We start from the raw sequence: 23,308 nt of genomic DNA on the forward strand, positions 1-23,308 counted from the left end.
CGGGGCGCGAGCCTCAGAGTGCCTCGGCATCCAGGGGGCGACAGAGGTTCGCCTTGACCTCGCGAGTGCCTTCGTCGGTGAGGACCTCGACCCTGTCCTCGATCAGGGCGCGCACGGTCTGCTCGGCGACGTCCTCGGGGGTGATCTTCGGCGCGTCCACCCAGGAGGCCAGGTCCGTCTCCACGAAGCCGGCATGCACCCCGACCACCTGGGTTCCCTGGTCGCGCAGGGCCTCCCGCAGCGCGCTGGTCAGGGACCACTGCGCGGCCTTGGACGCCGCATATCCCGGCCACCCGGGCCGGCCGACCCAGGACGCCACCGACAGCATGTTCACCAGGGCACCGCCGCCGTTCCGGGCGAGCACGGGGGCGAAGGCGCGGGCGACGGCCCAGGTGCCGAAGAGGTTGACCTCCATGGCCTCGTGGGCGCCGTCGAAGGAGCCCTCGAGCAGTTTCGTCTCCCAGCCGCCGACACCGGCGTTGTTGATCACAATGGTGACGTCGGCCGCCGCCTCGGCGGCCGCGGCGACCTGCTCATGGTCGGTCACGTCGAGCCGCAACGGTGTGACATCGGTGTCGGTGACACCGTCCGGATCCCGCACGGCCGCGTAGACCTTGGCCGCGCCGTGGTCGAGCAACGCACGGGTGAACGCCCTGCCTATACCGCGGTTGGCCCCCGTCACGAGGGCCACCGAGCCTTTGATGTCCATCGCTCCTCCTCCGCAGTCCCGCCGTGCACGGCCATGAAGGGGCCAAGGCCCACCGACTCACCATCGCGCGCGGCACGACCGCTCGCACCCGCGGGCCCTGCCGTGTGCCTTCCACGCGAGCGCGGACACCGGAGGAACCGGGGACCCCTGGCCGTTCGCGTCGCCGAAGCCCACGTCCGCGAACCCGGCCGCCCCGTGGCTGCCGGTCTCGTGGGTGCCGGGGCGGTCACGTCGGCACCGTGACCGCCCCCATGGGGCGAGGAGCTGCCCGGCCCGGTGATCCGAAAGTAGACGACCGGTCGTAGACTGGCGCCATGGGACGAACCAGTGATGCCAAGGAGCGGATCCTCACGGCCGCTCAGTCGCTGATCGAGCAGCGGGGCTACTCGGCGCTGGGAGTGGCCGAGATCTGCAAGGCGGCAGGCGTGCCGAAGGGTAGCTTCTACTACTTCTTCGACTCCAAGGAGGAGCTCGCCCTCGCGGTGCTCGACGAGCACTGGGCCGGGCAGTACGCCGGGTGGAACCGCATCCTGCGTGGCGATGCCCCGCCGCTCGAACGTCTGCGGCAGCTGTTCGAGGAGACCGAGGCCGAGCAGCGTGCCGGTCAGCAGAGCTGCGGCACCGTCTCGGGCTGCCTGTTCGGGAATCTGTCCCTGGAGATGAGCAACCAGACCGAGGCCATCCGCGAACGGCTCCAGCAGATCTTCGAGGCCCAGGTGGACATGGTCGAGGAGGTCGTCGCGCAGGCGCGTGACGGTGGAGAGGTCACCGTCGCGGACAGCCGCGAGGCCGCCCGATCCGTGGTCGCCCAGCTCGAGGGCCAGGTACTGTTCGCCAAGCTCTACAACAACACGCAGCGCCTCGACGCCCTGTGGGCGAACTGTCTGGCCCTTCTCGGCGCCACGGCACCCGGTGCGTCGCATCGTGCGGGAGCATCACTCGTCTGACGGGTGACGCTGTTGCCGTGATGCATGTCACCTGTCAAAATGGTGACGTGAAACTGGAGCATGCCTTTCCGTGCGGGAGCCCCGCCCTCGACTTCGCCGCGACGCTGCGCGCGCGCCGTTCGGTGCGGTTCGAGATGTTCGTGTCTCCGGACCGGCTGGACGCCTGGTTTGTCGAGTCCGGGATCGTCGACGCCGTCACCCCGAGCCGTGAGTCCGACGTGGAGCGGGCCATCGAGGTCCGGGAGGCGATCTACACGCTGGTCGGCGCCCGGATCGCCGGCGAGGAGTTCGACCGGGGGGCGCTCGCCGTCGTGAACGCCGCCGCCCGTATGCAGCCCGCCACGCCCCAACTCACCCCCACGGGGCGCTGGACGGACGCGACACCCGACGAGGCGCTCTCCGTGGTGGCACGACATGCCGTCGAACTTCTGAGCGGGCCGGATGTGCCTCTGATGAAGGAGTGCGGCAACCCGCAGTGCACGCGGGTGTATATCGACCGTTCGCGTGGCATGCGCCGGCAGTGGTGCGGCATGGAGTCCTGCGGTAACAAGCTCAAGGCGCAGGCCTACCGCGCCCGCAAGAAGGAAGCCCAGGTGCCCGCCTCCCGCTGACCGGGCGCCGGGCCCCTGCGCGCTCCGACGGGGACTCCGAGGGCGACCGACTCGTCGCACTCGGCAGGGGATCTTGACCGTGGAGGCGACGAGCCGGCCGGTGCACCGGCCGCACCGGCGGATCAGCGGCGCCGCAGGGAGTCGGCCTCCACGACCGCTTCGGCGAACGCCTTCGGGGCCTCCTGGGGCACGTTGTGGCCGATGCCCTTCAGGGTCCTGTGCGCATAAGGTCCGGAGAACTTGTCCCGGTACATCGACCCGTCACCGGCGGGCGTGAACGGGTCGACCTCCCCGTCGAGGGTGACGGTCGGAACACCGATGACGGGTCCCTGGGCGAGCCGCTGTTCGAGGGAGTCGTAGCGCGGATCGCCCGCCGCGAGCCCCAGTCGCCAGCGGTAGTTGTGGATCACGATGGCGACGTAGTCGGGGTTGTCGAAGGCGGTGGCGGTGCGCTCGAACGTGGCGTCGTCGAAGTTCCAGGTCGGCGAGTTGAACTTCCAGACGAGCCGGGCCAGTTCGTCCCGGTACTGCGGGTTCTCCAGTCCGAGGCGCCCCCGCTCCGTGGAGAAGTAGTACTGGTACCACCATGCCCACTCGGTCGTGGGGGGCGCCGGCTGCTTGTTGGCCTCACGGTTGGTTATCAGGTAGCCGGTCACGGAGACCAGCGCCTTGCAGCGCTCGGGCCACAGCGCCGCGATGATGTCCGCCGTCCGCGACCCCCAGTCGTAACCGGCGAGGACGGCCTTCTCGATCCGCAGTGCGTCCATCAGGGCGATGATGTCGAGGGCGACCACCGTCTGCTGGGCGTTGCGGAAGGTCTTCTCGGACAGGAAACGTGTCGTCCCGTGGCCGCGCAGATAGGGCACGATCACCCGGTAGCCCCTGGCCGCCAGCAGCGGCGCGACATCGACATAGCTGTGGATGTCATAGGGCCAGCCGTGCAGGAGGATGACCGCGGGGCCGTGGGCGGGGCCCGCCTCGGCATAGCCGATGCTGAGCTCACCCGCCTTGATCTGCCGCAGCGGGCCGAACGGCGTGTGTCCCCGCCCGGCGGTCGAGCTCGCGGGCGTCCGTATCCCGCTAGGTGCGGCTGACGCGGCCCCGGCCGAGCTCGCGCCCCAGCCGATCAGCGATGTCCCGACCGCACCCACACCAGCGACCTTGCCGAAGCTCCGCCTGTTGATCATCCGAGACCTCTCTCCTGAGTCGTACGGCTGTGACGGCCGCTTGCGCATCGTCCGGCCGCGTCCGAATCGCGGGGGACCAGTGGTCGCCATAGGCTCGTGGCAAGACCGTTGCATGGCACTCGTCACCTGTCAAACCGGTGACTGATCTCCATCGTGAGACGTTCGAGCGTGCGGCCTTACATGCGTCTACCTGGGCGAAAGGTTGTGTGGCGCCTCCGCATCACCCTCTTGACAGGTGATGGTCGATGCGTGCAGTGTGGTGGCCGACAACCAGCGGACGGCAGCCGGTCACGGTGGACCCGGCCCCTGTCCGCGTTCGTCGCGAAGGGGGGGCGGGATGCGAGTCACTCGGGCCCGCCCCCGAGCGGCGGCCGGCCCCCGTCCATCCGTTTCCGCACCGGGAGTCCGGAACGATGTCCAAGACCCTTAAGATCATGTCGGCGATCGTGGCGACGCTCGTGATCGCCGTCGGCTGCTTCACCCAGGTCTTCTGACGGCCTGCTGAACACCCGGGGCGGCGGAATCCGGTGGCCCGCTCGATCTGGAGATTCCATGAGTGACAAGATCACCCTGTCGACCTGGCCCACACCGCTGGAACCCCTGCCCCGGCTGGCGGCGGCGATCGGGCTGGGCGAGGACGACCTGTGGATCAAGCGGGACGACCTCATCGGCCTCGGTGGCGGCGGAAACAAGGTCCGCAAGCTGGAATGGACCGCCGGGGCCGCCCTCGCGGAAGGCGCGGACACCCTGGTCACCACCGGCGCCGCACAGAGCAACCACGCCCGGCTCACCGCGGCCGCCGCGGCGCGCCTGGGACTCGACGTCGTGCTCGTCTTCCCCGGCACACCCGACGGCGCCGCCGGCGGCTCGGGCAACCTGGTGCTCGACGGCCTCTTCGGCGCGAGGATCCTCTGGGCCGGGGACGGCACTCCGAGCGAACTGGCCGGCGCCGCCGAGGAGGTCTGCCGAGAACTGGCCCAGGACGGCGCCCACCCGTACCTGATCCCATTCGGAGGCTCCAGCCCTCTCGGAGCACGCGGATACGTCGAAGGCGGCCAGGAACTGCGAACCCAACTGCCCGACGTGGACCACGTCGTGGTCGCCCTGGGCTCCGGCGGCACCATGGCCGGACTGATCGGCGCCCTGGGTGCCGAGCGCATCCTCGGCGTGCACTGCGGAGCGGTGGCCGAGCCGGCCGCGACCGTGGCCGACCTCGCCGGCGCGCTCATGGGCCGCCCCGTCGCCCCCGGGGCCCTCCGCGTCCGTACCGACCAGGTGGGCGCCGCATACGGCGTCCTGCACGAGCCCGTTCTAAAAGCGATGCGGACAGCCGCGGCCACCGAGGGCATCGTCCTCGACCCGGTCTACACCGGACGGGCCATGGCCGGTCTGATCGCCGCCGTCCGGGACGGCGATATCCGCAGGGGACAACGCACCGTGTTCCTCCACACCGGCGGACTCCCCGGGCTGTTCGGACACGCCGAAGCCGTGCATCGTTCCGTCGCCACACTGCGCTCGCACAGGTCCGGCTGAGCGGTCCGCCGGTCCGAACGCGCTTCGGGTGTACGGGAGATCTCCCGTACACCCGAAGCCCCAATGCATCAGCGGCTCATCGCCCCGGCCCCCGAACGACTCGGGAAACCGGTGCGTCCGGCCTCATCCCTCGCCCTTCTCCACCGTGACCCTCTCCGGGCGCGGCGGTGTGGAATCGTTGAGCCCGACAGCGCCGTTCGACGCCGCGCCGTTCTGGTTCATCGAGGACAGCAGTTGGCGGGCGAGACCCAGACCGGTGCCACCCATCGTCAGCGCCTTGGCAAAGACATCGGCCATACCGTCGGCGCCGTTGAGCAGCACCATGTTGTCGACGTTGCCGAAGGCGGACGCCCCCGCCTGGACGATCTCCGGCCACTTCTCGGCCAGTTGCTGCGCGACCACGGCCTCCTGATTCTCCGCAAGGGCTGCGGCGCGCGCCTTGATGGACTCGGCCTCGGCCAGACCCTGGGCCTTCGTCGCCTCGGCCTGCGCCAAGCCCTTGGCCTGGGCCGCGGCCGCCTCCGCCTCACCGGTGGCACGGGTCGCCGCCGCCGAGGCCGCACCCCGCGTCTTGGTCGCCTCGGCCTCGGCCCCCGCGGCCGTCTTGACCCGGGTCGCCTCGGCCGCGGCGGCCAATTCGGTCTCCTTCGCCTTCGCCTGCGCCGAGGAGATCCGCACATCGCGCTCCGCCTCGGCCAGCGTGCGCTTCTCGTAGGCCTTGGCGTCCGCCGGCTTGCGGACGTCCGCCTGAAGCTGCTGTTCGCGCCGGTGCGCCTCGAGTTCGGCGACCCGCGTCTCCTGCACGACGACCTCCTGCCGGGCCGCCGCGTCGGCGAGCGGACCGGCCTGACGCGCAGCGGCCGCCGCCTTGTCGCGTTCGGCCTGGTAGCCGGCCTGCAGGATCTCGCTGTCCCGAGTCGCCTCCGCCATCCGCGCGAACGACTGCTGCTCCGCCTCGGTGGCGAGACGGTTCGCCTCCGCCTGCGCGATACGCGCGTCCCGCTGCACCGCCGCCGCGTGCGGCGCGGCGAGGTTCCGGATGTACCCCGTCGGGTCCTCGATCTCGTGGATCTGCAGCGAGTCGACGATCAGACCGAGCTTCTCCATCTCCGTGCCGCACGCCGCCCGAGTCTGCCCGGTGAGCTTGTCCCGGTCGCGGATCATGTCCTCGACCGTCAACCCGCCCACGATGGACCGCAGATGACCCGCGAACACGTTGTGCACGCGCTCCGACATCAGCTTCTGCTGGTCCAGGAAGCGGCGGGCCGCGTTGGCGATCGACACGAAGTCGTCGCCCACCTTGAAGATGACCACGCCCCGCACCCGCAGCGGGATGCCCTGCTGGGTCACGCAGTCCACCTGCAGTTCCGTCTCGTTGAGGTCCAGCGAGAGTTTGCGCACCGCCTGCACACCCGGCATCACCAGCGTGCCGCGCCCCGTGACGATGCGGAATCCCATGCCCTCTTCGAGGCCTTCGGTCCGATGCTTCGAACCGGAGATGATCAGCGCTTCGTTGGGCTCCGCGACACGCCACATGAGCTTGAAGACACCAACGATGCAAACCAGTGCGAGGACAACCGCCCCCGCCACGACGCCGATGACCATCGGCATGCGCCCCCTTTGCCTGGTGCCGGGTCGGCACCGAACGAAGGGAGTGTGCGCCTGTGCAAGCCGGGGGTGAAGACGCTGACGGATCCTTGTCGCCATCTTGACACGAACGGCTCTCACCTGCGGCGAGGTGGGCTCAACTGTCGTACACGGTCTCGACGTAGACCGTCCGCGGCGGCAGGTGCTCCACCACCATGACCACCGTGCCCGGCTCGATGCGCCCCTTGCCGTCCGCGGGATAGGCGAGGAAGTGCTCGGCGCCGCCGCGCACACGGACCATCACCTCACCGATCAGCCCGGGCCCCACGGTGCCGGTGACACGCCCCATCAAGCCGACCAACGACGCATCGCCCATGGCCACAGCGTACGGTCAACGGGCCTACGCCGCCCGGTTGTCCGCCGACATCCCCTGCCCGGGCCGGTGTTCGTGCCACCGGAGGTCCGCCTCCAACTGCGCCGCCAGCGACACCAGAAGGGGCTCGCTGTGCGCCGGGCCGAGCAGTTGGGCACCCACCGGCAGCCCGTCGACGAAGCCCGCCGGGACGTTGACGCCGGGCCACCCCAGGACGTTCCACGGCCACGCGTACGGGCAGGCGGCGATCATCGCGCGGTCGGTGTTCCAGCCGCTCATGTTCGCCAGCGTCCCGATGCGCGGCGGGGGAGCGGCCGTTGTCGGGGCGAGCACGACGTCGTACCGCGCGAACAGCGCCCCCACCCGGCGGTGCAGCGCCGCCTCCGCGCGCCGCGCCACACGCAGTGGCGCCCCGCCGAGCAGTCGGCCCAGGCGTGCTGCGTCACGGGTGCGCCGGTCCAGCAGGTGGGGCGACGGTACGTCCCGCACCCGCTCGGCGATCCCGGCGGTCGCCCGTGGTACGAAGGCCAGCCCGATCTGCCCGTAGCGCGGTTCCGCCTCCTCCACCACATGCCCGAGCGCGGCCAGCCGCTCGGCGAGAGCGCGGACGCGGTCCCGTATGCGGGGATCGAGGCGCGCAGGCACCGCGGTGAAGGGCGGCTTCAGCGACAGGGCGATCCGCAGTGTGCCGGGATCGCGCCCCACCGCGGCCGAGATGTCGAGGGCGGCCGGCCGGTGCAGGTCACCGTCGTGGTTGCCGCCGGCCGCGTCCAGGAGCAGGGCCGCGTCCGCCACCGTACGGGCGAGTGTGCCGTTGACGGTGATGCCCTGGAACGACTCGGGGCGCGGCCAGGTCGAGATGCGGCCGCGCTGCGGTTTGATGCCGACGAGATGGGTCCAGCCGGCCGGGATACGGATCGACCCGGCGCCGTCCGAGCCCAGCGCCGCCGGAACGAGGCCGGCGGCCACCGCGGCGGCGGACCCACCTGATGAGCCGCCGGGGGTGTGGCCGAGGTTCCAGGGGTTGCGGGTGTCTCCGAAGGCGGGCCCCTCGGTGAACGGCCACTGCCCCAGTTCGCAGGTGTTGGTCTTGCCGACGATCACGGCACCTGCCGCCCGCAGTCGCCGTACCGCCTCGCCGTCCTCGGCCGCGGGCGGAAAGGCCCCCCGGCAGCCGAACGCGGTCGGCTCGCCTGCCACGTCCATGTCGTCCTTGACGGCCACCGGCACACCGAGCAGCGGTCGCCGCACCCCGGCCGCGAGCTCGTCGTCGGCCGCCTGGGCCTCGGCGAGGGCGGCCTCGGTGCGTACCAGGCGAAAGGCGTTGACCGAGGACTGCGTCGCCTCGATCCGGGCCAATGCGCGCTCGACGAGGATGCGGGAGGTCACCTCGCCCGCGGCGAGCATACGGGCGCAGTCGGCCAGCCCGGGAGTACGGTCGGACGCCATGGGGGACACCTCCGCGAGTCCGTTGTCTACCGAACGGTAACCTGCGGCAGCCCGACGGACCGTCGATTGCCCGACTTCCCTTGTCACAAGGGTTGTTGAGGAGCCACCTCGCACCCGGAGGCCGCCCGCCGTGACCGTTCTGCAAAGATGCGGTGCGTCATGGTGGAGATACCTGAACGGCCCGACCCTGCGTCGTCCGCACCCCCCGCCGTGCCGACGAGTGCCGATGTGGCCCGCCTGGCCGGTGTCTCGCGCGCGACCGTCTCGTACGTCCTGAACAACGCAGGCGCCGTACGCATCAGCGAACCCACGCGCCGCCGTGTCCGCGCGGCCGCCGAGGAGTTGGGGTACGTTCCGCACGCCGCGGCCCGCAGTCTGCGCGCCGGGCACAGCCGCATGGTGCTCATGCCGGCCCCGAACGTGCCGGTGGGTCCGCTGTACGGCCAGTTCATCAACGAACTGCAGTGGGCCCTCAGCCGCCTCGAGTACACGGTCGTCCAGTACGCCGGCATGGGTCTGCACGGTGACGAAGCCGCCCGTGCCTGGGCCGAGTTGCGGCCCGTGGCCGTGATCGTCCCCGGCGGTGGCCTCGGCCCGACGGGTGTGCGGATCCTCAAGCGCTCCGGCGCGCGCGCCGTGGTGACCCTCGGCCCCGAACGTGTCGAGGGCGCCCATGCGCTGGTCATGGACCACTACGGGGTCGGTCACAGCGCGGGAGCGCACCTGCTCGCCAGGGGGTGCCGCCGGATCGGAGTGGTCGTTCCTCAGGAGCCCGGCCTGGAGTACTTCTCCAGGCCCAGGCTCGAAGGAGTGCGGTGCGCACTGGAGGACACCGGGGCGGCCGTCACGGAGCTGCCGCTCGCGTACGAGGAGGAGGCCGCCGCCCGGATCGCCAGGCGCTGGCGCTCGCTCGGTCTGGACGCCGTGTTCGCCTACAACGACGAGTACGCGATGCTGCTGATGCGCGCACTGCAGGACGACGGGGTGGTGATTCCGGAGGAGACCGCCGTCATCGGCGCCGACGACCTGCTGCTCGGGCGGCTGCTGCGTCCGCGGCTGAGCACCGTGCATATCGAACTGCCGTCCGGACGCTTTCTCGCCGAGCTGGTCGACCGTGTCGTGCGCGATCCTGGAGGTGTGCCGGAGGCGCACAAGGTGCTCGGGGCGCGGGTCGTGCATCGCGAGTCCAGCTGAGCGCACGGCGGACGCGGAGCACCCGCCGCGCCCGTCGTCGGCGGCCGGCGCGCCAGGTGGCCGTCCGACCGGCCGCGAACGACACGGGACGTCCGCCGGAGCGGAGGTCCCGTCCGGTGACCGATGGGAGAGCCGTGATGCCGCTCGACCCGACGAAGTGGCGGTCCCGGCCGCTGACCGGCGCCGACTACGCCGTCACCGAGCCCGCCACGGGAGACACACTGACCACCGTCACCCTCGCGTCCGAACAGGACGTGGCGGCGGCGGCCTCGGCCGCGGACGCCGCCCGGCACGCCTGGTCCCGGGCTGCGCACTCCCAACGCGCCGCCGTGCTCCGCAAGGCGGGCGACCTGTTCGCCGCGCACGGGGACGAGCTGCGCGACTGGATCGTCCGCGAGTCCGGATCGGTCCGGGAGAAGGCCGACCTCGAATTGCGCGCCGCCGTTGGGCAGTGCTACGAGGCGGCTGCTCTGGCGTTCCGGCCCACCGGCCAGGTCCTGCAATCGGAGGCGGCCCCGCTGTCGTACACCCGCCGTGTACCCGTCGGCGTCGTGGGCGTGATCGCGCCGTTCTACGCCCCGCTGTTTCTCGCCGTGCGCTCTTTGGCACCGGCACTCGCGCTCGGCAACGCCGTCGTGCTCAAGCCCGATCCGCGCACCGCCGTCTGCGGAGGATTCTGTCCCGCCGCCGTCCTTGCCGAGGCCGGACTGCCGTCCGACCTGTTGCACGTGCTTCCCGCGGAACCCGACGTGGGGCAGGAGATGATCGCCGACCCGAGGATCGCGGTCATCTCCTTCACCGGCTCCACCACCGCCGGACGTGCGGTCGCCGAGGCCGCCGGACACCACCTCAAGCGGGCCCACGTGGAGCTCGGAGGAAACTCCGCACTGATCGTCCTGGAGGACGCCGACCTCGACGCGGTGATCCCTGCGGCGGCCTGGGGGTCCTTCTTCCATCAGGGGCAGGTCCGCACGGCGACGGGCCGTCACCTCGTCCACGCCTCGCTGTACGACGAGTACGTCGAGCGCCTGGCGGCCAAGGCGGACGCCCTCACCGTCGGCGATCCGTACCGCGAACAGGTGCACCTCGGGCCCGTCATCGACGCTGCCCAACTCGACCGGATCCACGGACTGGTGGAGGCCAGTACGGCCCGCGGCGCGAAACTCGTGGCGGGCGGCACGTACCGGGAGCTGTTCTACCGGCCGACGGTGCTGGCGGGCGCCGGCGACAGCACACCCGCCTACACGGAGGACGTCTTCGGGCCGGTCGCTCCCGTGCGGCCCTTCCACACGCCCCAGGAGGCCGCGACCCTGGCGTCAGCCGGGCCGTACGGCCTCTCGGTCGGGATCGTCACCCGGGACACCCTGCGCGGTCTCGACCTGGCGGCGCGCATCCGTACGGGCATCGCACACGTCAACGACCAGACCGTCAGCGACGCCGTGCCCTTCGGGGCCGCCGTCTCCTGCGGCACCGCCGCCCGCTTCGGAGATGAGGCCGTGATCGAGGCCTTCACCGACGAACGCTGGACGACGGTGCGCGAGGATGTGGCGATCTACCCCTACTAGGCGTTGCCTGCCGGCGTCACTCGCCGTTCTGGTCGGCCTTGGACTGCTGCTCGGCGACCGCCTTGCGGACCTCGTCCATGTCCAGCTTGCGGGCCTGCCCGATGACGTCGTCGAGGGCCGCCTGCGGCAGGGCGCCCGGCTGCGCGAACACGGCCACGCGGTCACGGACGATCATCAGCGTGGGGATCGACTGGATGCCGAAGGCCGCCGCCAGCTCGGGCTGCGCTTCCGTGTCCACCTTGCCGAACACGAGGTCGGGGTTCTCGTCGGCGGCCTTCTGGTACACGGGGGCGAACTGACGGCAGGGCCCGCACCAGGACGCCCAGAAGTCGATCAGGACGAAGTCGTTGTCCTGCACCGTCTGGTCGAAGTTTTCCTTGGTGAGCTCCACGGTGCTGCTCATTGCCTATCCCTCTTCCTGATGTCGGGGCTGAGCCGCTGTCCACAACGGCGACACAGGGGTATGTATTCCGCGCGCGTACCCGTGTGGCCACCGCGCACACCAACAACCAGACTGTCCCCATGACGGAAACGGAATCCATCGCCTACGACGTAGTGGTGCTCGGCGCCGGACCCGTGGGGGAGAACGTCGCCGACCGCACGCGTGCGGCCGGCCTCTCCACCGCGGTCGTGGAGAGCGAACTGGTCGGCGGCGAGTGCTCGTACTGGGCGTGCATGCCCAGCAAGGCCCTGCTGCGGCCGGTGATCGCCCGCGCCGACGCCCGCCGCGTGCCCGGCCTCGCCCAGCTGGCGCAGGGCGACCTCGATGTGCCCGCGGTCCTGGCCTACCGCGACTACGAGGTCTCGGACTGGAAGGACGACGGCCAGGTCGCCTGGCTGGACGGCGTCGGGGCCGACCTCTACCGGGGTCAGGGACGGCTCGCCGGGCCGCGCACGGTCACCGTGACCGGGCCCGACGGAGAACAACGCGTGCTCACTGCGCGGCACGCGGTGGCCGTGTGCACGGGCAGCCGCGCCCTGTTGCCCGGCCTTCCGGGGCTCAGCGAGGTGAAGCCCTGGACGAGCCGCGAGGCGACGAGCGCCAAGGATGCCCCGGGCCGCCTGGTCGTCGTGGGCGGAGGCGTGGTCGCCGTCGAGATGGCCACGGCCTGGCAGGCCCTGGGCTCCCGGGTGACCCTCCTGGTCCGCGGCAAGGGCCTGCTGTCGCGTATGGAGCCCTTCGCCGGGGAACTGGTCGCCGAGGCACTCACGGAGGCGGGAGCGGACGTACGCACCGGCACCTCGATCGAGTCGGTACGGCGCGAGGGCGGCACGCTCGTCGTCGTCACGGACACCGGTGACCGTATCGAGGCCGACGAGATCCTCTTCGCCACCGGCCGTGCGCCCCGCACCGAGGACATCGGGCTCGAAACCGTCGGCCTGGAGCCCGGTTCCTGGCTCTCGGTCGACGACACACTGAGGGTCACCGACAGCGAATGGCTGTACGCGGTCGGTGACGTCAACCATCGGGCGCTTCTCACCCACCAGGGCAAGTACCAGGCGCGTATCGCGGGAGCGGCGATCGCGGCCCGCGCGGCGGGTGTCCCGCTGCTGGAGACGGACCGCTGGGGCGCCCATGCCGCGACCGCCGACCACGCGGCCGTCCCTCAGGTGGTCTTCACAGACCCGGAGGCGGCGGCCGTGGGGCTCTCCCTCGCCGAGGCGGAGGAGGCGGGCCGCCGTGTGCGGGCCGTCGACGTCGACCTGTCACGGGTGGCGGGGGCCGGCCTGTACGCCGACGGCTACCGCGGCCGTGCCCGCATGGTCGTCGACCTGGACAGCGAGACCCTGCTCGGCGTCACGCTGGTCGGCCCCGGTGTCGGCGAACTGATCCACTCGGCGAGCATCGCGATCGCCGGCGAGGTGCCGATCAACCGTCTGTGGCATGCCGTGCCGTCGTACCCGACGATCAGTGAGGTCTGGCTGCGCCTGCTCGAGGCGTACCGGGGCTGACGATGTCACCGGCGGGGGACACCCGGGCCCCCGCCTCGCTCCATGAGGACGGCGAGGCGCCCGCGGAACCTGCCGCGGGCGCCCTCCCCGTACGGTCCATGACTCCTGAGCGGCAAACCAACTGCGAGGCGGATTCAGGGCGTTCGTCCCCGCAGTCGCCGCACCGGTCCCCGGCTCCGCACGGACTCGGTGCCTGAACCGGATCCGTCGCGTCAGTCGAACTTCACGTACTTGAAGACATGCCCGAACTCTCCGGGACCGATGGTGCTCTGGGCTTCGCCCCGACAGCCGCTGGACTGGTAGGAACGAACCCTCCGGTCCGTGTTGTTCGACGAGTAGAACGGAGGGTTGTTCCCGGAGAGGGTGTAACAGCGGCCCGACTGCGGGGAGGACAGCGCTCCGTCCAGCGCACCCACTCCGGAGGTGCTCCAGGAGAAGTCCCCGGTCGCCGCGTGCGCGGGCGCCGGCAGCAGTGCCAGCACAGCGGCAGCCAGCAGCCCCGGGCCGGTCGCCCGCACGATCTTCACGCCATACATTTCAGCAGACTCCAATCTTCGCGATTATTTCGCCCGCAGTGTTTCCCTATGGAACATGGAATTTAGAATCCAGTTCCCGAGACGCAGTTCGGATTGCTTGCTGAGGTGACTCGGGCCGTATACGGGAGTCCCGGAAATCTCTTTCGGGCACTGATTCAAATCGTTGCACAGCTGGTGATGGGTATCCAGGTGGTGCACCCTGGGATATTTCTTGCTGAATTCCAGAAGGATCCCGGAGTATGCGACCGTCACCGAACCCGGGTAGTGTGCGCCCGGCCATCCCAGCAGATACACCGGTGTGCGCCTCTCGGAGAGGATCCGGACAGCCTTGTCGAGACTGGTGACGAACCTTTTTCTCGCCTCTTCGTCGAGAATCGTCACCGGCTTCCCGGTCGGGGTGACCGGCTGCGCCATGGTGTCCATCTGGACGCTCATCAAAACCGCGTCCGGACGCACATGGTCCATCAGGGAGGGCCACTCGACCTCCCACTTCGGGCAAACCGTGGAGTGCTGGACGCGGATCCCGCAGCCGCCTTTCGCGGCATCCGTGACTTTCCCTTTTCCGGCAAGGGCCGTCGTAATCCCGGCGGCCGTGGCCATCCCCCAGGAGTCGCCGACCACCAGCACTTTCTTCCCTTCCGTGCCCGGCAGCAGGGTGGGGTCGCCCCACGGGGGGAGACCGGTGTTACGCGAGGCTGAAGGCCTTTCGGGGTACAGGCACGGAGCGGAGTAGCACGGAATGTCCGAGCGCCTCGGCTCTTGAGCGGCCCCCGGGGCGGCACTCAGGCACCCGAAAATTCCGGTTGCCAGGCACAGGGATACGCCTTTCAGGACTTGAAACGCGGGCATTTTCGCCAGCCCTTCCAGCGAAGGAAACAGACAGTTCACGAACGGATTTCGAGAACTCGGCGGACCAGAGGGTACTGGCGAAGAACGGCCGGACGGCCGCCCAACATGGCGAGGCCGGTAGGAATTACACCTGATCGGCCCTGGGCGACTCGAAGGATGCCACCGCACGATGCGCGCAAACTGGCGTGCCGGAACTTCATACGGACGGCCCGACGGCTAACCTCCTGGTGGCCAATCCGATTCCTTCCGACGGCGGTGCGGGCGTTGTTCCGTCTGATTGCAGCGCTTCTGCGCGTGGAATCCACAAACGCCGTCCGACGATGACGGACTCCCGAGAATCCAGGTGGATGATGATGTTGATGCGACGAAGAATTCGCGAACTCGGCGTCGCAGGAGCGGTCGCCGTGCTGGCGTGCGCCTGCAGCTCGCACCATGATGAGAAGACCACGGCGACGCACTCAAAAGCCGTAGCGGGCAGTGCTGGTGAACCACACTACGGAGCAGAGGTTCCCGCTCTCGGCTCCCCTTCGCTCTCCCGCGCGGTGACCGGCAAGACCGTCCTGGTGGTGGGCGACTCCTGGTCCGCCAGCATCGGTCTGGGCATGAGCGAGGTCGCGGCCTCCCACAACACCATCGTGAACGCGGGACTCGGCGGCTGCGGAATCCTGCTTCCTCCGGGCAAGGAGACCCCGGCAGCCTGCCGCACGTGGCCAGCCCAATGGCCCGCCTATCTGAAGAAGTACAAGCCCGACGCCACCCTACTGACCGTCGGCTTCTGGGACGTCACCCCCCAGCGGCTGGCAGGCGACCGGGAGGCCCGCGATCTCACCTCGCCGACCCACGAGACGGCCTTCCGGGACCGGCTGGGCCAGGCGATCTCCATTCTGACCAGCCGGAACACCCCGTTGTTCCTGATGACTTCACAGCAGGTCGGCAACCCGAAGTACCGCTCCTCCGCCCTGGTGATGAACCGGCTCCTGCGGGAAGCCGCAGCGAAACACCCCGGTGTGCGGCTACTGGATCTGCGCGGCCAGTTGTGCAATGACGCCGGCTGTCCCCGAGTCCTCGCGGGCACAAAGGTCTACGACCCCACGGAGCACCCCACCAAACCCGCCCGCGCACGACTGGCCGACTGGGCCCTGAACGCCATGTTCGCCAGGGACGGTGCCTGAGGTGTCGCTGGTCCTCGAACCACCCCCGGCCACAGTCGAGAGACAGACTCTGCACCGGAGAATCGGCGCGATCGACGGCCTGCGCGCCGTCGCCGTCGCCGCGGTCATCGCGTTCCACTACGGGGCCGGGCTCGACGGCGGCTTCCTCGGCGTCGATCTCTTCTTCGTCATCTCGGGGTTCGTCATCACCCGGCTGCTCCTGGCGGAACGAGCCCGAACCCCGCGCCCCTCACTTGCCGGATTCTGGTTCCGGCGAGTCAAGCGGCTACTGCCCGCCGTCCTGTTGGTGGTCGCAGCCGTCCAGGCGTGGGTGCTCCTGCAGGACCCTCCAGGGCTGCGTCCCACTGTCAACGCCCAGACACTGGCTGCCCTCACGTACACGTCCAACTGGTACGCGATCCTCGGACACATCGACTACTGGGACGTGGCCCAGGAGCAGGCGCCGCTGAACCACCTGTGGTCGCTGGCCGTCGAGGAGCAGTTCTACCTCCTGTGGCCCCTCGTGCTGATCGGGCTCACCGCCGGGGGAGCCCGATGGATCCGCCATCCCCACCGGCCCCTCCTCGCGACCGCCGCGGTCTGCTATCTGCTGGCGCACCTGCTCTACCTTCCCGGCGCCCAGGATCGCGCCTATCTGGGCACCGATACCCGGGCCGGGGCGCTCCTGCTCGGAGCCGCCATCGCCTTCCGCCCGGGCCTGCTCTCCCGGTTCTCCTGGCCGGCGGTAGCGGCCCTCGGCTGGCTGTGGTGCACGGCGGACATCGACACACCCGCGTTCTACGCCTGGCAGCTGCCCCTGGCGGGGATCGCGGCGGCCGCCGTCATCGATGCCATCGCGCACGCGGACCGCTTCCGCAACGTACTGTCGTCCCGCGCGCTCCTCTGGCTCGGGCACCGCAGTTACGGGCTCTACCTGTGGCACTGGCCCGTTTGGGTCTATCTCGGTGTCAGCCACCCGGAGTGGGACCAGGGCACGAAGGCGGCCGTGGCCCTCTGCATGTCCGTCCTGCTCTCCGCGGCCGGCTACCTGCTGATCGAACGCCCCGTTCGCCTCTCGTCCTGGCGCCCCCGTGCGCTTCTCCCTGTGCTGACCGTCTGCTGCGTCACGCTGGCCCTGGTCACCGCCATCCCCGTCACCCGCCCCGTGGACGCCCGCCACAACGGCCCGATCGTCACCGGACCGAACGTCTCCGACGGGAAGGGCAACTAGAGCGTGTATCGAACGCATCTTCAGGGCGGTTGCAGGGCTGCTCCGCTACTGTGCGGCCATGGCCGACTTCGTACTGGTTGCAGGCGCGCGACTCGGGGCGTGGGCGTGGGACGACGTGGTGCCGTATCTGCGTGCGGCCGGCCATGGTGCCCACCCGTTGACGCTGTCCGGACTTGCTGACAAGCAGGGGGTGCCGGCCGGGCAGCAGACCCACGTCCAGGACGTCGTCGACGAGGTCGAACGCAAGGATCTTCGCGATGTCGTCCTGGTCGGTCACAGCTACTCGGGGATCCCCGTCGGTCAGGCCGCGGAGAGAATCGGCGAGCGGCTGGCACGCGTGGTCTTCGTCGATTCCGCTGTTCCGGCCGACGGCGAGTCGTTCGTCTCCGCGTGGCCGGACGGCGGGGCGACGGTGAGGGCGTCGATCGCCGAGAACGGAGGATTCTGGCCGCTCGTGACCGCAGCACACTTCGACGGCCATGGCCTCGCCGATGAGCAGATCGCACGGATCGTGGGCGGTTCGACGCCGCATCCGGGCGCTACGCTGACCGAGCCTGCCGTGCTGGCCCGATCGCTTGCCGAACTTCCGGCGACGTACATCCTGTGCCTGCTCGCCGGAGCCGAGCCCGACGAAGACGTGACCAAGCTGCTGACCAGCGAGCACTGGCGGCTGGTCGAGATGAACACCGGACACTGGCCGATGTTCTCCCAGCCGCGCGAACTGGCGGACATCCTCCTCGACGCCGCGGGGGAGTGATCGAAGGCCGACGCTTGCGGGCCACCTTCAGGCGTGCATCGGGTGCACTGGTCCATGTCGGCTACGGGGAACCGCTTGTCGGGTGGCGGCCAGCGAAAGGTCCGGAGGGCCGACGGCTCGGGTGCGTTACCGGGTTCATCGGCCGGGCAGTGTGAACCCCAGTTCCGCCGCCGCTCGTTCGGGTGTCGGCTGCGCCCAACGCGCCATCACCGCCTCGTTCGTCGCCAGTGAGCGCAACTCGGCGCGGTCCAGATAGAGCACACCGTCCAGATGGTCCGTCTCGTGCTGGACGATGCGGGCCGGCCAGCCCGCGAACTCCTCGTCCACCACGGTGCCGTGTTCGTCCAGCGCCCGCAGCCGTACCCGCGCATGGCGGGCCACCACGGCCTGCCAGCCCGGCACGCTCAGGCAGCCCTCGAAGAACGCGGCCCGTTCGCCACCGAGCGCCTCGTACGACGGATTGACCAGCACCCGGAAGGGCTGCGGCAGCCGGCCGCGCGCCACCCTGACCTCCTCGGGCACGGGCGCCGGGTCCTCGATGACCGCGATCCGCAGCGGCACCCCGACCTGTGGGGCCGCGAGTCCCACCCCGGGCGCCGCGTGCATCGTCGTGCGCAGGGCCTTGACGAAGCGGGCCAGCAGCGCGGGCGACAACTGGCCGTCGTACGGCTCGGCTCCACGGCGGAGCACCGGGTGGCCGGCGGCGACGATCGGCAACGGGTCGCCGGCGACGAGGAGTTCTTCGACCAGCTCGGCGATCGGGCGGCCAGTGGGGTTCGTGCGGTCGACTTCGGATGCCATCCGGCCAGCATGACAGCAGAAGCGCGAGGCGAGGGCGCTCGCCGGGCGTCGCTGTGGCAGATGTCACCGCACGGGGGACCGATATGTGACGCAGGTCACGAACGGCGCGGGGAACTCGTCCGCACGGCCCTCCGACTACTGGACCGCCACGTCCCGCCTTCCGGTGCGTGGCCCCGAGTCCGTCACCAGCCCCGGAGAAGCTGCCGATGCCCACCGCTCCCACGACCACGACGGCCGAGCCGAGCCGGCCCGCCGCTCCCGACCCGTCCCGATGGGCGCCGCTGCGCCCGCTGGTGCTGCGCCTGCACTTCTACGCAGGCGTCCTCGTCGCCCCGTTCCTGCTGGTCGCGGCCGTGACCGGATTCCTGTACGCGGCGTCGTTCCAGGCCGAGAGGGTCGTCTACGCGCAGGAGACGACCGTCCCGGCCGGTGACAGCACACTGCCGATCGGCCGGCAGGTCGCCGCGGCACGCGCGGCACACCCCGAAGGCACGCTGTCGGCGGTACGGCTCTCCGCGGAGAAGGACGCCACCACCAGAGTGCTGCTGTCGGGTGTGCCCGGTGTGGACGAGGGCCATGTGCTCGCCGTCTTCGTCGACCCGTACACCGGCAGGGTGCGCGGCGCCTTGGAGCAGTACGGCTCCACCGGTGCCCTGCCGCTGCGCACCTGGATCGACGAGTTCCACCGCGATCTGCACCTCGGCGAGAACGGCCGCCTCTACAGCGAACTCGCCGCCAGCTGGCTGTGGGTGATCGCCGGTGGCGGTCTGGTGCTGTGGTGCGCGCGCCGGCGGGCGCAGCGCAAGGTGCGTGGGACGAACGGCCGCCGTCGCACCCTCGGCCTGCACGGCACCGTCGGCGTCTGGACCGCCGCCGGATTCCTCTTCCTCTCCGCCACCGGCCTGACCTGGTCCACGTACGCGGGGGCGAACATCGACGAACTCCGCACCTTGCTGGGCCAGGCGACCCCGTCCATCTCGGCGACCGTGGGCGGCGAGCACGCGGGCCACGGTTCGGCGGCGCGTGGGGACGGCCGGCACGGTGTGGGTCTGGACAGGGTGCTCGCTGCCGCGCGCGCCGAGGGCCTCACCGACCCTGTCGAGATCGTCCCGCCCGCCGACGCGTCCTCCGCCTACGTCGTCCGCCAGATCGAGCGCGGCTGGCCGGGCAAGCAGGACGCGGTTGCCGTCGAACCCGCCACCGGTGAGGTGCTCGACGTGCTGCGGTTCGCGGACTACCCGGTGCTGGCGAAGTTGACGCGCTGGGGCATCGACCTGCACACCGGTGTCCTGTTCGGACCGGTCAACCAGATCGCCCTGATGGGTCTGGCCCTCTCCCTGGTCCTGCTGATCGTGTGGGGATATCGCATGTGGTGGCAGCGGGGCCGCGCGGGCATGTTCGGGCGACCCGTGCCACGCGGTGCGTGGCAGCAGGTGCCCCCACAGATTCTCGTCCCGGGCATGGCAGCCGTAGCGGTGCTCGGCTACTTCGTGCCGCTGCTCGGGATCCCGCTGGCGGCGTTCCTGGCGGTGGACGTCGTCCTCGGTGAGATCGCCCACCGCCGGGGCCGAGGTTCCCGCGGGGGCCGGACGGCCCGGTCCGGCACGCTGACGCGCAACTAGCGCGGCCAACCGGACGGGCACCATGGTGCCGGGTGGTCTCTCCCATCGGACTGACCGGTGACATGGCGGCCCTTTGTGTCGCTCTTTCCGCCGGGGGAGCGGTGCCCATGGACCCCGCCGTGGCCGTTGCAACCCATGGGACGGCCCGTGCCCGGAAAAGCCGGGCACGGGCCGTCACCGTCGTCACCTGCGGACCGTCACACCTGCGCGAAGTCGCCCCCGAACGCGGACGCGATCCGCAGATGCGGCTCCGCCTCGCCGTCGCGACCCTGCCGCTGCAGGGTGCGCCCCAGCAGCAGACGGGCGTAGTGCTCCACCGGGTCGCGCTCCACGATGATGTTCAACTCGGCCTCGGCGCGACGCAGTTGGGCCGAGTGGTAGTAGGCGCGGGCCAGCAGCAGCCGCGGTCCGGTCTGCTCCGGCACCTCGTCGACCAGCCCCTCCAGGACCCGCGCTGCCGCGTAGTAGTCCTTGGCGTCGAAGAACATCCGCGCCCGCTCCCAGCGCTCCGCAGGCGCCCCGTGGTCGTAGTACGTCGTTTCCACTCGATACCTCCTTACGGGAGCTCACAACCGACCCGGATTGTTGAATATTCCACGACCATGCCCGGCCTGTTCCGGGAGAGGCTATGCGGCCGTCAGCTCGGTGTTCGCGCGCTGGAGGACCAGTGCCGGCACCCGCCCGGCCGTCTCCAGGTCCTCCTGGGGGATGCCCGCGTACAGCCGGGAGGCGACCTCCTTGCCCCCGTCCTGGATGCCGTCGAGCAGCTCCCGGCCGCGGTCCGTGAAGGACACCCGGTCGTCGGCGGACATGTTCAGCATCCCGTTCGCGACAAGGCCCTCGACGGCCGTGGCGATCTCCGGCTCGTCGGTGGTCCTGAGTGCGTCGCGAACGAGACTCACGAGCGAGCCGCGCTCGAGGACCCCGCCGCGGTCCGCAAGCGTCCGCAGTGCCGAGGACTGGGTGAAGGTGGTGCCGGTGCGAGCAAGGATGCGCTCCAGCAGTGCGCGGCTCGCGTAGTGGGTGAGGCCGATGAGCCGGCCGTTGGCGACGGGAACGGGGTGGGTCATGACGTCTCCTCCGTGATGCCGATGCCGATGCCGGTGCTTGCGGCCGACGGGTCGAGTGGTGCGTCGAGCAGGGTGCGCACTTCGTCGGTGAAGGCCTGGATGCGGGAGGTCGAGGCCGCCCAGCGGTGCGAGGAACTGCTCGTGGAGCCGCTGGACCACCTGGATCGCCCGCCGCGCGACCTGCTCTCCCTCAGCGGTGAGCGAGAGCTGTATGGCCCGCGGGTCCGCCGGGTCGCGCGCCCGGTCCACGAGACCGGCGGTCTCCAGGGTGCGGGCGAGCTTGGAGACATAGAGCGCCTCGAGCCCGGTGTGGTCGGCGAGCTGATGCTGGCTGGGGCGCCTGCCGCTGCGGTGCATACCGAACAGCGTTGCCACCAGTGCGTACTGGGCGTGCGTCAGACCGAGCGGTGCCACTGCGCGATCGACGGCCACGCGCCACTTCGTGGACAGTCGCCAGACGAGAAAGCCGGGGGTCGCGCCTTCGGGTGCCGTACTCATGGGAATTACCGTACATGGCTACTATAGCCATGACTACTATATTTTCGACTCCATCAGTCCTCCATGAGTGAAGGCCCCCGCGGGGAATCTCGACGTCAGGTTCGATTCAAGAGCGCCGCTACGGACGCGTGGTTGGCCTGACGCAGGCGTCCGCGCAGGACTAGGTTGTGCGGCATGAGCAATCTGGATCGCGAGGCGGTGCCCGCCGTGTGCGGCGGCCGCGGGTTCGTGGTGGCGGAGCCGGTGCGCGAACTCCTCAGTCCACGCCGTGTCCGGCTCGGCGAGTCGACGGAGGTCCGCCGACTGCTGCCGAACCTGGGGCGTCGCATGGTGGGCGCGTGGTGCTTCGTCGATCACTACGGTCCGGACGACATCGCCGACGAGCCCGGGATGCAGGTCCCGCCGCACCCGCACATGGGCCTTCAGACGGTTAGCTGGCTGCACGAGGGCGAAGTGCTGCACCGTGATTCGACCGGCAGCCTCCAGACCATCCGTCCGCGCCAGTTGGGCCTGATGACATCGGGCGGGGCGATCAGCCACTCCGAGGAGAGCCCGAAGTCGCACGCGCGCTTTCTGCACGGCGCGCAGCTGTGGGTGGCCCTGCCCGACAGCCACCGGCACACCGAGCCGCACTTCGAGTACCACGCGGAACTGCCCGTGGTCACGGCACCAGGCCTGACGGCCACGCTGATCCTGGGCGGGATCGACGGCGCGACGTCGCCCGGTACGACGTTCACCCCGATCGTGGGCGCCGATCTGTCTCTGACACGCGGATCGGACGTACGACTGCCGCTGGAGGCTGACTTCGAGTACGCGGTGCTGTCGATGTCGGGCGAGGCCCATGTCGACGGCGTGCCGGTCCTGCCGGGTTCGATGCTCTACCTCGGCTGCGGCCGCACCGAACTCCCGCTGCGTGCCGAGTCGGACGCGAGCCTGATGCTCCTCGGCGGTGAACCGTTCGACGAAGAGCTGATCATGTGGTGGAACTTCATCGGGCGCACGCAGGAGGACATCACCCAGGCGCGTGCCGAGTGGATGACGGGCTCACGGTTCGGTGAGGTGAAGGGGTACGACGGTGCTCCGCTGCCCGCGCCCGAACTGCCGCCGGTACCGCTGAAACCGCGCGGGCGGGTGCGCTGACCCGAGTAGTGGATGCCGCCGGGGAGGGCAGGGTCCGCGTCGGCCTTGGCGGCGACGGACCTCGCGGTCACACGTGGCCCGGGCCGCCGTCCCCGTGCCGCTCGATCAACTGGTCGGCGATCGCATCGAGGTCCTGTCCGATGAGATCGGGTTGCGGGCCGACGTCGAGTGGCGCGTTGCCCTTGCGAAGGATGAGCGCCGTCTGCCAGCCGGCCGCCGCGGCGCCGATCGTGTCCCAGACGTGGCAGGCGACCAGACAGATGTCGGCCGGATCGAGGTCGAGTGCGGAGGACACCGATCGGTAGGCCTCCGGGGCGGGCTTGTGGCGTCGGACGGTCTCGTCGACGCTGAACCGGCGCTCGAACAGGTGGGTGAGGCCCGCCCGATCCAGCTGCCGTCCCGAGATGTCGAGAGTGTTGTCGGTGAGCGTGAACAGCCGGAAGTCATGGTCGTTGAGGCGGCGCAGGGCGGCGGGGACCTCGGGGTGGGGCGGCATGGCGGCGAACCGGTCGGTGAGTTCGGCGGTGTCGGCGTCGCTGATCGTG

At 70.4% G+C, this 23,308-nt stretch carries 23 protein-coding genes and 1 pseudogene; 11 read left to right on the forward strand and 13 right to left on the reverse strand.

Annotated elements, in window-relative coordinates:
* Positions 1-13 precede the first annotated feature (13 nt).
* Complete coding sequence (locus ADL25_RS27480) at positions 14-709, reverse strand: SDR family oxidoreductase (RefSeq protein ID WP_059130515.1); 696 nt, start codon at positions 707-709, stop codon at positions 14-16.
* Positions 710-1,023: 314 nt separating this feature from the next.
* On the opposite strand from ADL25_RS27480, the gene ADL25_RS27485 reads away from it, so the two are divergent.
* Together ADL25_RS27485 and ADL25_RS27490 are read left to right on the forward strand one after the other, a co-directional pair.
* Positions 1,024-1,656 carry a TetR/AcrR family transcriptional regulator gene (locus ADL25_RS27485; RefSeq protein WP_059130516.1) on the forward strand — a complete coding sequence of 211 codons (633 nt, stop codon included), beginning with the start codon at positions 1,024-1,026 and terminating at the stop codon, positions 1,654-1,656.
* A gap of 47 nt (positions 1,657-1,703) precedes the next feature.
* Complete coding sequence (locus ADL25_RS27490) at positions 1,704-2,267, forward strand: CGNR zinc finger domain-containing protein (protein WP_059130517.1); 564 nt, start codon at positions 1,704-1,706, stop codon at positions 2,265-2,267.
* Between the two features lie 122 nt (positions 2,268-2,389).
* Here ADL25_RS27490 and ADL25_RS27495 read toward each other — a convergent pair whose 3' ends face one another.
* Positions 2,390-3,454 (reverse strand): alpha/beta fold hydrolase, encoded by a 1,065-nt coding sequence (locus ADL25_RS27495; protein ID WP_059130518.1) that lies wholly within the window; start codon positions 3,452-3,454, stop codon positions 2,390-2,392.
* A 552-nt stretch (positions 3,455-4,006) separates the two neighbouring features.
* Here ADL25_RS27495 and ADL25_RS27500 point away from each other — a divergent pair.
* Positions 4,007-4,987 (forward strand): D-cysteine desulfhydrase family protein, encoded by a 981-nt coding sequence (locus tag ADL25_RS27500; protein ID WP_059130519.1) that lies wholly within the window; start codon positions 4,007-4,009, stop codon positions 4,985-4,987.
* A gap of 123 nt (positions 4,988-5,110) precedes the next feature.
* On the opposite strand, the gene ADL25_RS27505 is transcribed toward ADL25_RS27500, so the two are convergent.
* From ADL25_RS27505 to ADL25_RS27515, 3 genes are all read right to left on the reverse strand, one after another.
* A complete protein-coding gene (locus ADL25_RS27505; protein ID WP_059130520.1) occupies positions 5,111-6,598 on the reverse strand; it encodes a flotillin family protein in 1,488 nt (495 codons plus the stop codon).
* A 133-nt stretch (positions 6,599-6,731) separates the two neighbouring features.
* Positions 6,732-6,950: a hypothetical protein gene (locus ADL25_RS27510; RefSeq protein WP_199839217.1), complete on the reverse strand. Its 219-nt coding sequence runs from the start codon at positions 6,948-6,950 to the stop codon at positions 6,732-6,734.
* Positions 6,951-6,974: 24 nt separating this feature from the next.
* Positions 6,975-8,396, reverse strand: a complete 1,422-nt coding sequence (locus tag ADL25_RS27515; RefSeq protein WP_059130522.1) for an amidase — start codon at positions 8,394-8,396, stop codon at positions 6,975-6,977.
* A 159-nt stretch (positions 8,397-8,555) separates the two neighbouring features.
* On the opposite strand from ADL25_RS27515, the gene ADL25_RS27520 reads away from it, so the two are divergent.
* Both ADL25_RS27520 and ADL25_RS27525 read left to right on the forward strand, forming a co-directional pair.
* Positions 8,556-9,590, forward strand: a complete 1,035-nt coding sequence (locus tag ADL25_RS27520) for a LacI family DNA-binding transcriptional regulator (RefSeq protein WP_059130523.1) — start codon at positions 8,556-8,558, stop codon at positions 9,588-9,590.
* 137 nt (positions 9,591-9,727) lie between these two features.
* Positions 9,728-11,155: an aldehyde dehydrogenase family protein gene (locus tag ADL25_RS27525; protein WP_059130524.1), complete on the forward strand. Its 1,428-nt coding sequence runs from the start codon at positions 9,728-9,730 to the stop codon at positions 11,153-11,155.
* A gap of 16 nt (positions 11,156-11,171) precedes the next feature.
* On the opposite strand, the gene trxA is transcribed toward ADL25_RS27525, so the two are convergent.
* Positions 11,172-11,558 carry a thioredoxin gene (gene trxA / locus ADL25_RS27530; protein WP_059130525.1) on the reverse strand — a complete coding sequence of 129 codons (387 nt, stop codon included), beginning with the start codon at positions 11,556-11,558 and terminating at the stop codon, positions 11,172-11,174.
* A 119-nt stretch (positions 11,559-11,677) separates the two neighbouring features.
* Between trxA and ADL25_RS27535 the strand changes: the two genes are divergently transcribed.
* On the forward strand, positions 11,678-13,108 hold the full coding sequence (locus tag ADL25_RS27535) for a dihydrolipoyl dehydrogenase family protein (protein WP_059130549.1): 1,431 nt from the start codon (positions 11,678-11,680) through the stop codon (positions 13,106-13,108).
* 212 nt (positions 13,109-13,320) lie between these two features.
* Here ADL25_RS27535 and ADL25_RS27540 read toward each other — a convergent pair whose 3' ends face one another.
* Both ADL25_RS27540 and ADL25_RS27545 read right to left on the reverse strand, forming a co-directional pair.
* Positions 13,321-13,635 carry a hypothetical protein gene (locus ADL25_RS27540; protein WP_147317838.1) on the reverse strand — a complete coding sequence of 105 codons (315 nt, stop codon included), beginning with the start codon at positions 13,633-13,635 and terminating at the stop codon, positions 13,321-13,323.
* Positions 13,636-13,668: 33 nt separating this feature from the next.
* Entirely contained in the window at positions 13,669-14,493 is an 825-nt protein-coding gene (locus ADL25_RS27545) for an SGNH hydrolase domain-containing protein (protein WP_267889280.1), read from the reverse strand.
* A gap of 359 nt (positions 14,494-14,852) precedes the next feature.
* On the opposite strand from ADL25_RS27545, the gene ADL25_RS27550 reads away from it, so the two are divergent.
* From ADL25_RS27550 to ADL25_RS27560, 3 genes are read left to right on the forward strand one after another with little or no spacing between them, the layout of a single operon-like run.
* Positions 14,853-15,665: an SGNH hydrolase domain-containing protein gene (locus ADL25_RS27550; protein WP_159045016.1), complete on the forward strand. Its 813-nt coding sequence runs from the start codon at positions 14,853-14,855 to the stop codon at positions 15,663-15,665.
* Positions 15,658-16,875, forward strand: a complete 1,218-nt coding sequence (locus ADL25_RS27555; protein ID WP_079050605.1) for an acyltransferase family protein — start codon at positions 15,658-15,660, stop codon at positions 16,873-16,875. The genes ADL25_RS27550 and ADL25_RS27555 overlap by 8 nt, the downstream gene beginning before the upstream one ends.
* Before the next feature lie 58 nt (positions 16,876-16,933).
* A complete protein-coding gene (locus tag ADL25_RS27560; protein WP_059130530.1) occupies positions 16,934-17,632 on the forward strand; it encodes an alpha/beta fold hydrolase in 699 nt (232 codons plus the stop codon).
* Positions 17,633-17,767: 135 nt separating this feature from the next.
* Here the strand turns inward: ADL25_RS27560 and ADL25_RS27565 are convergent, their stop codons facing one another.
* The gene (locus ADL25_RS27565) at positions 17,768-18,433 is read right to left on the reverse strand and encodes a peptide deformylase (RefSeq protein ID WP_059130531.1); all 666 of its coding nucleotides are present in this window, start codon (positions 18,431-18,433) and stop codon (positions 17,768-17,770) included.
* 206 nt (positions 18,434-18,639) lie between these two features.
* Between ADL25_RS27565 and ADL25_RS27570 the strand changes: the two genes are divergently transcribed.
* A complete protein-coding gene (locus ADL25_RS27570) occupies positions 18,640-20,055 on the forward strand; it encodes a PepSY-associated TM helix domain-containing protein (protein ID WP_059130532.1) in 1,416 nt (471 codons plus the stop codon).
* 197 nt (positions 20,056-20,252) lie between these two features.
* On the opposite strand, the gene ADL25_RS27575 is transcribed toward ADL25_RS27570, so the two are convergent.
* From ADL25_RS27575 to ADL25_RS27585, 3 genes and pseudogenes are all read right to left on the reverse strand, one after another.
* Positions 20,253-20,600, reverse strand: a complete 348-nt coding sequence (locus ADL25_RS27575) for a tetratricopeptide repeat protein (protein WP_059130533.1) — start codon at positions 20,598-20,600, stop codon at positions 20,253-20,255.
* An 81-nt stretch (positions 20,601-20,681) separates the two neighbouring features.
* Entirely contained in the window at positions 20,682-21,125 is a 444-nt protein-coding gene (locus ADL25_RS27580) for a hypothetical protein (protein ID WP_059130534.1), read from the reverse strand.
* Positions 21,122-21,623, reverse strand: a pseudogene (locus ADL25_RS27585) (MarR family winged helix-turn-helix transcriptional regulator). Before ADL25_RS27585 ends, ADL25_RS27580 begins: the two are co-directional and overlap by 4 nt.
* A gap of 174 nt (positions 21,624-21,797) precedes the next feature.
* On the opposite strand from ADL25_RS27585, the gene ADL25_RS27590 reads away from it, so the two are divergent.
* Positions 21,798-22,763 (forward strand): pirin family protein, encoded by a 966-nt coding sequence (locus ADL25_RS27590; RefSeq protein ID WP_059130535.1) that lies wholly within the window; start codon positions 21,798-21,800, stop codon positions 22,761-22,763.
* A gap of 67 nt (positions 22,764-22,830) precedes the next feature.
* Here ADL25_RS27590 and ADL25_RS27595 read toward each other — a convergent pair.
* Positions 22,831-23,308: HAD-IA family hydrolase (locus ADL25_RS27595; protein ID WP_159045017.1), on the reverse strand; the 478-nt coding region annotated here is incomplete at its 5' end.

This window comes from Streptomyces sp. NRRL F-5122 (assembly GCF_001507435.1).
In the GTDB taxonomy this organism is placed as follows: domain Bacteria; phylum Actinomycetota; class Actinomycetes; order Streptomycetales; family Streptomycetaceae; genus Streptomyces; species Streptomyces lannensis.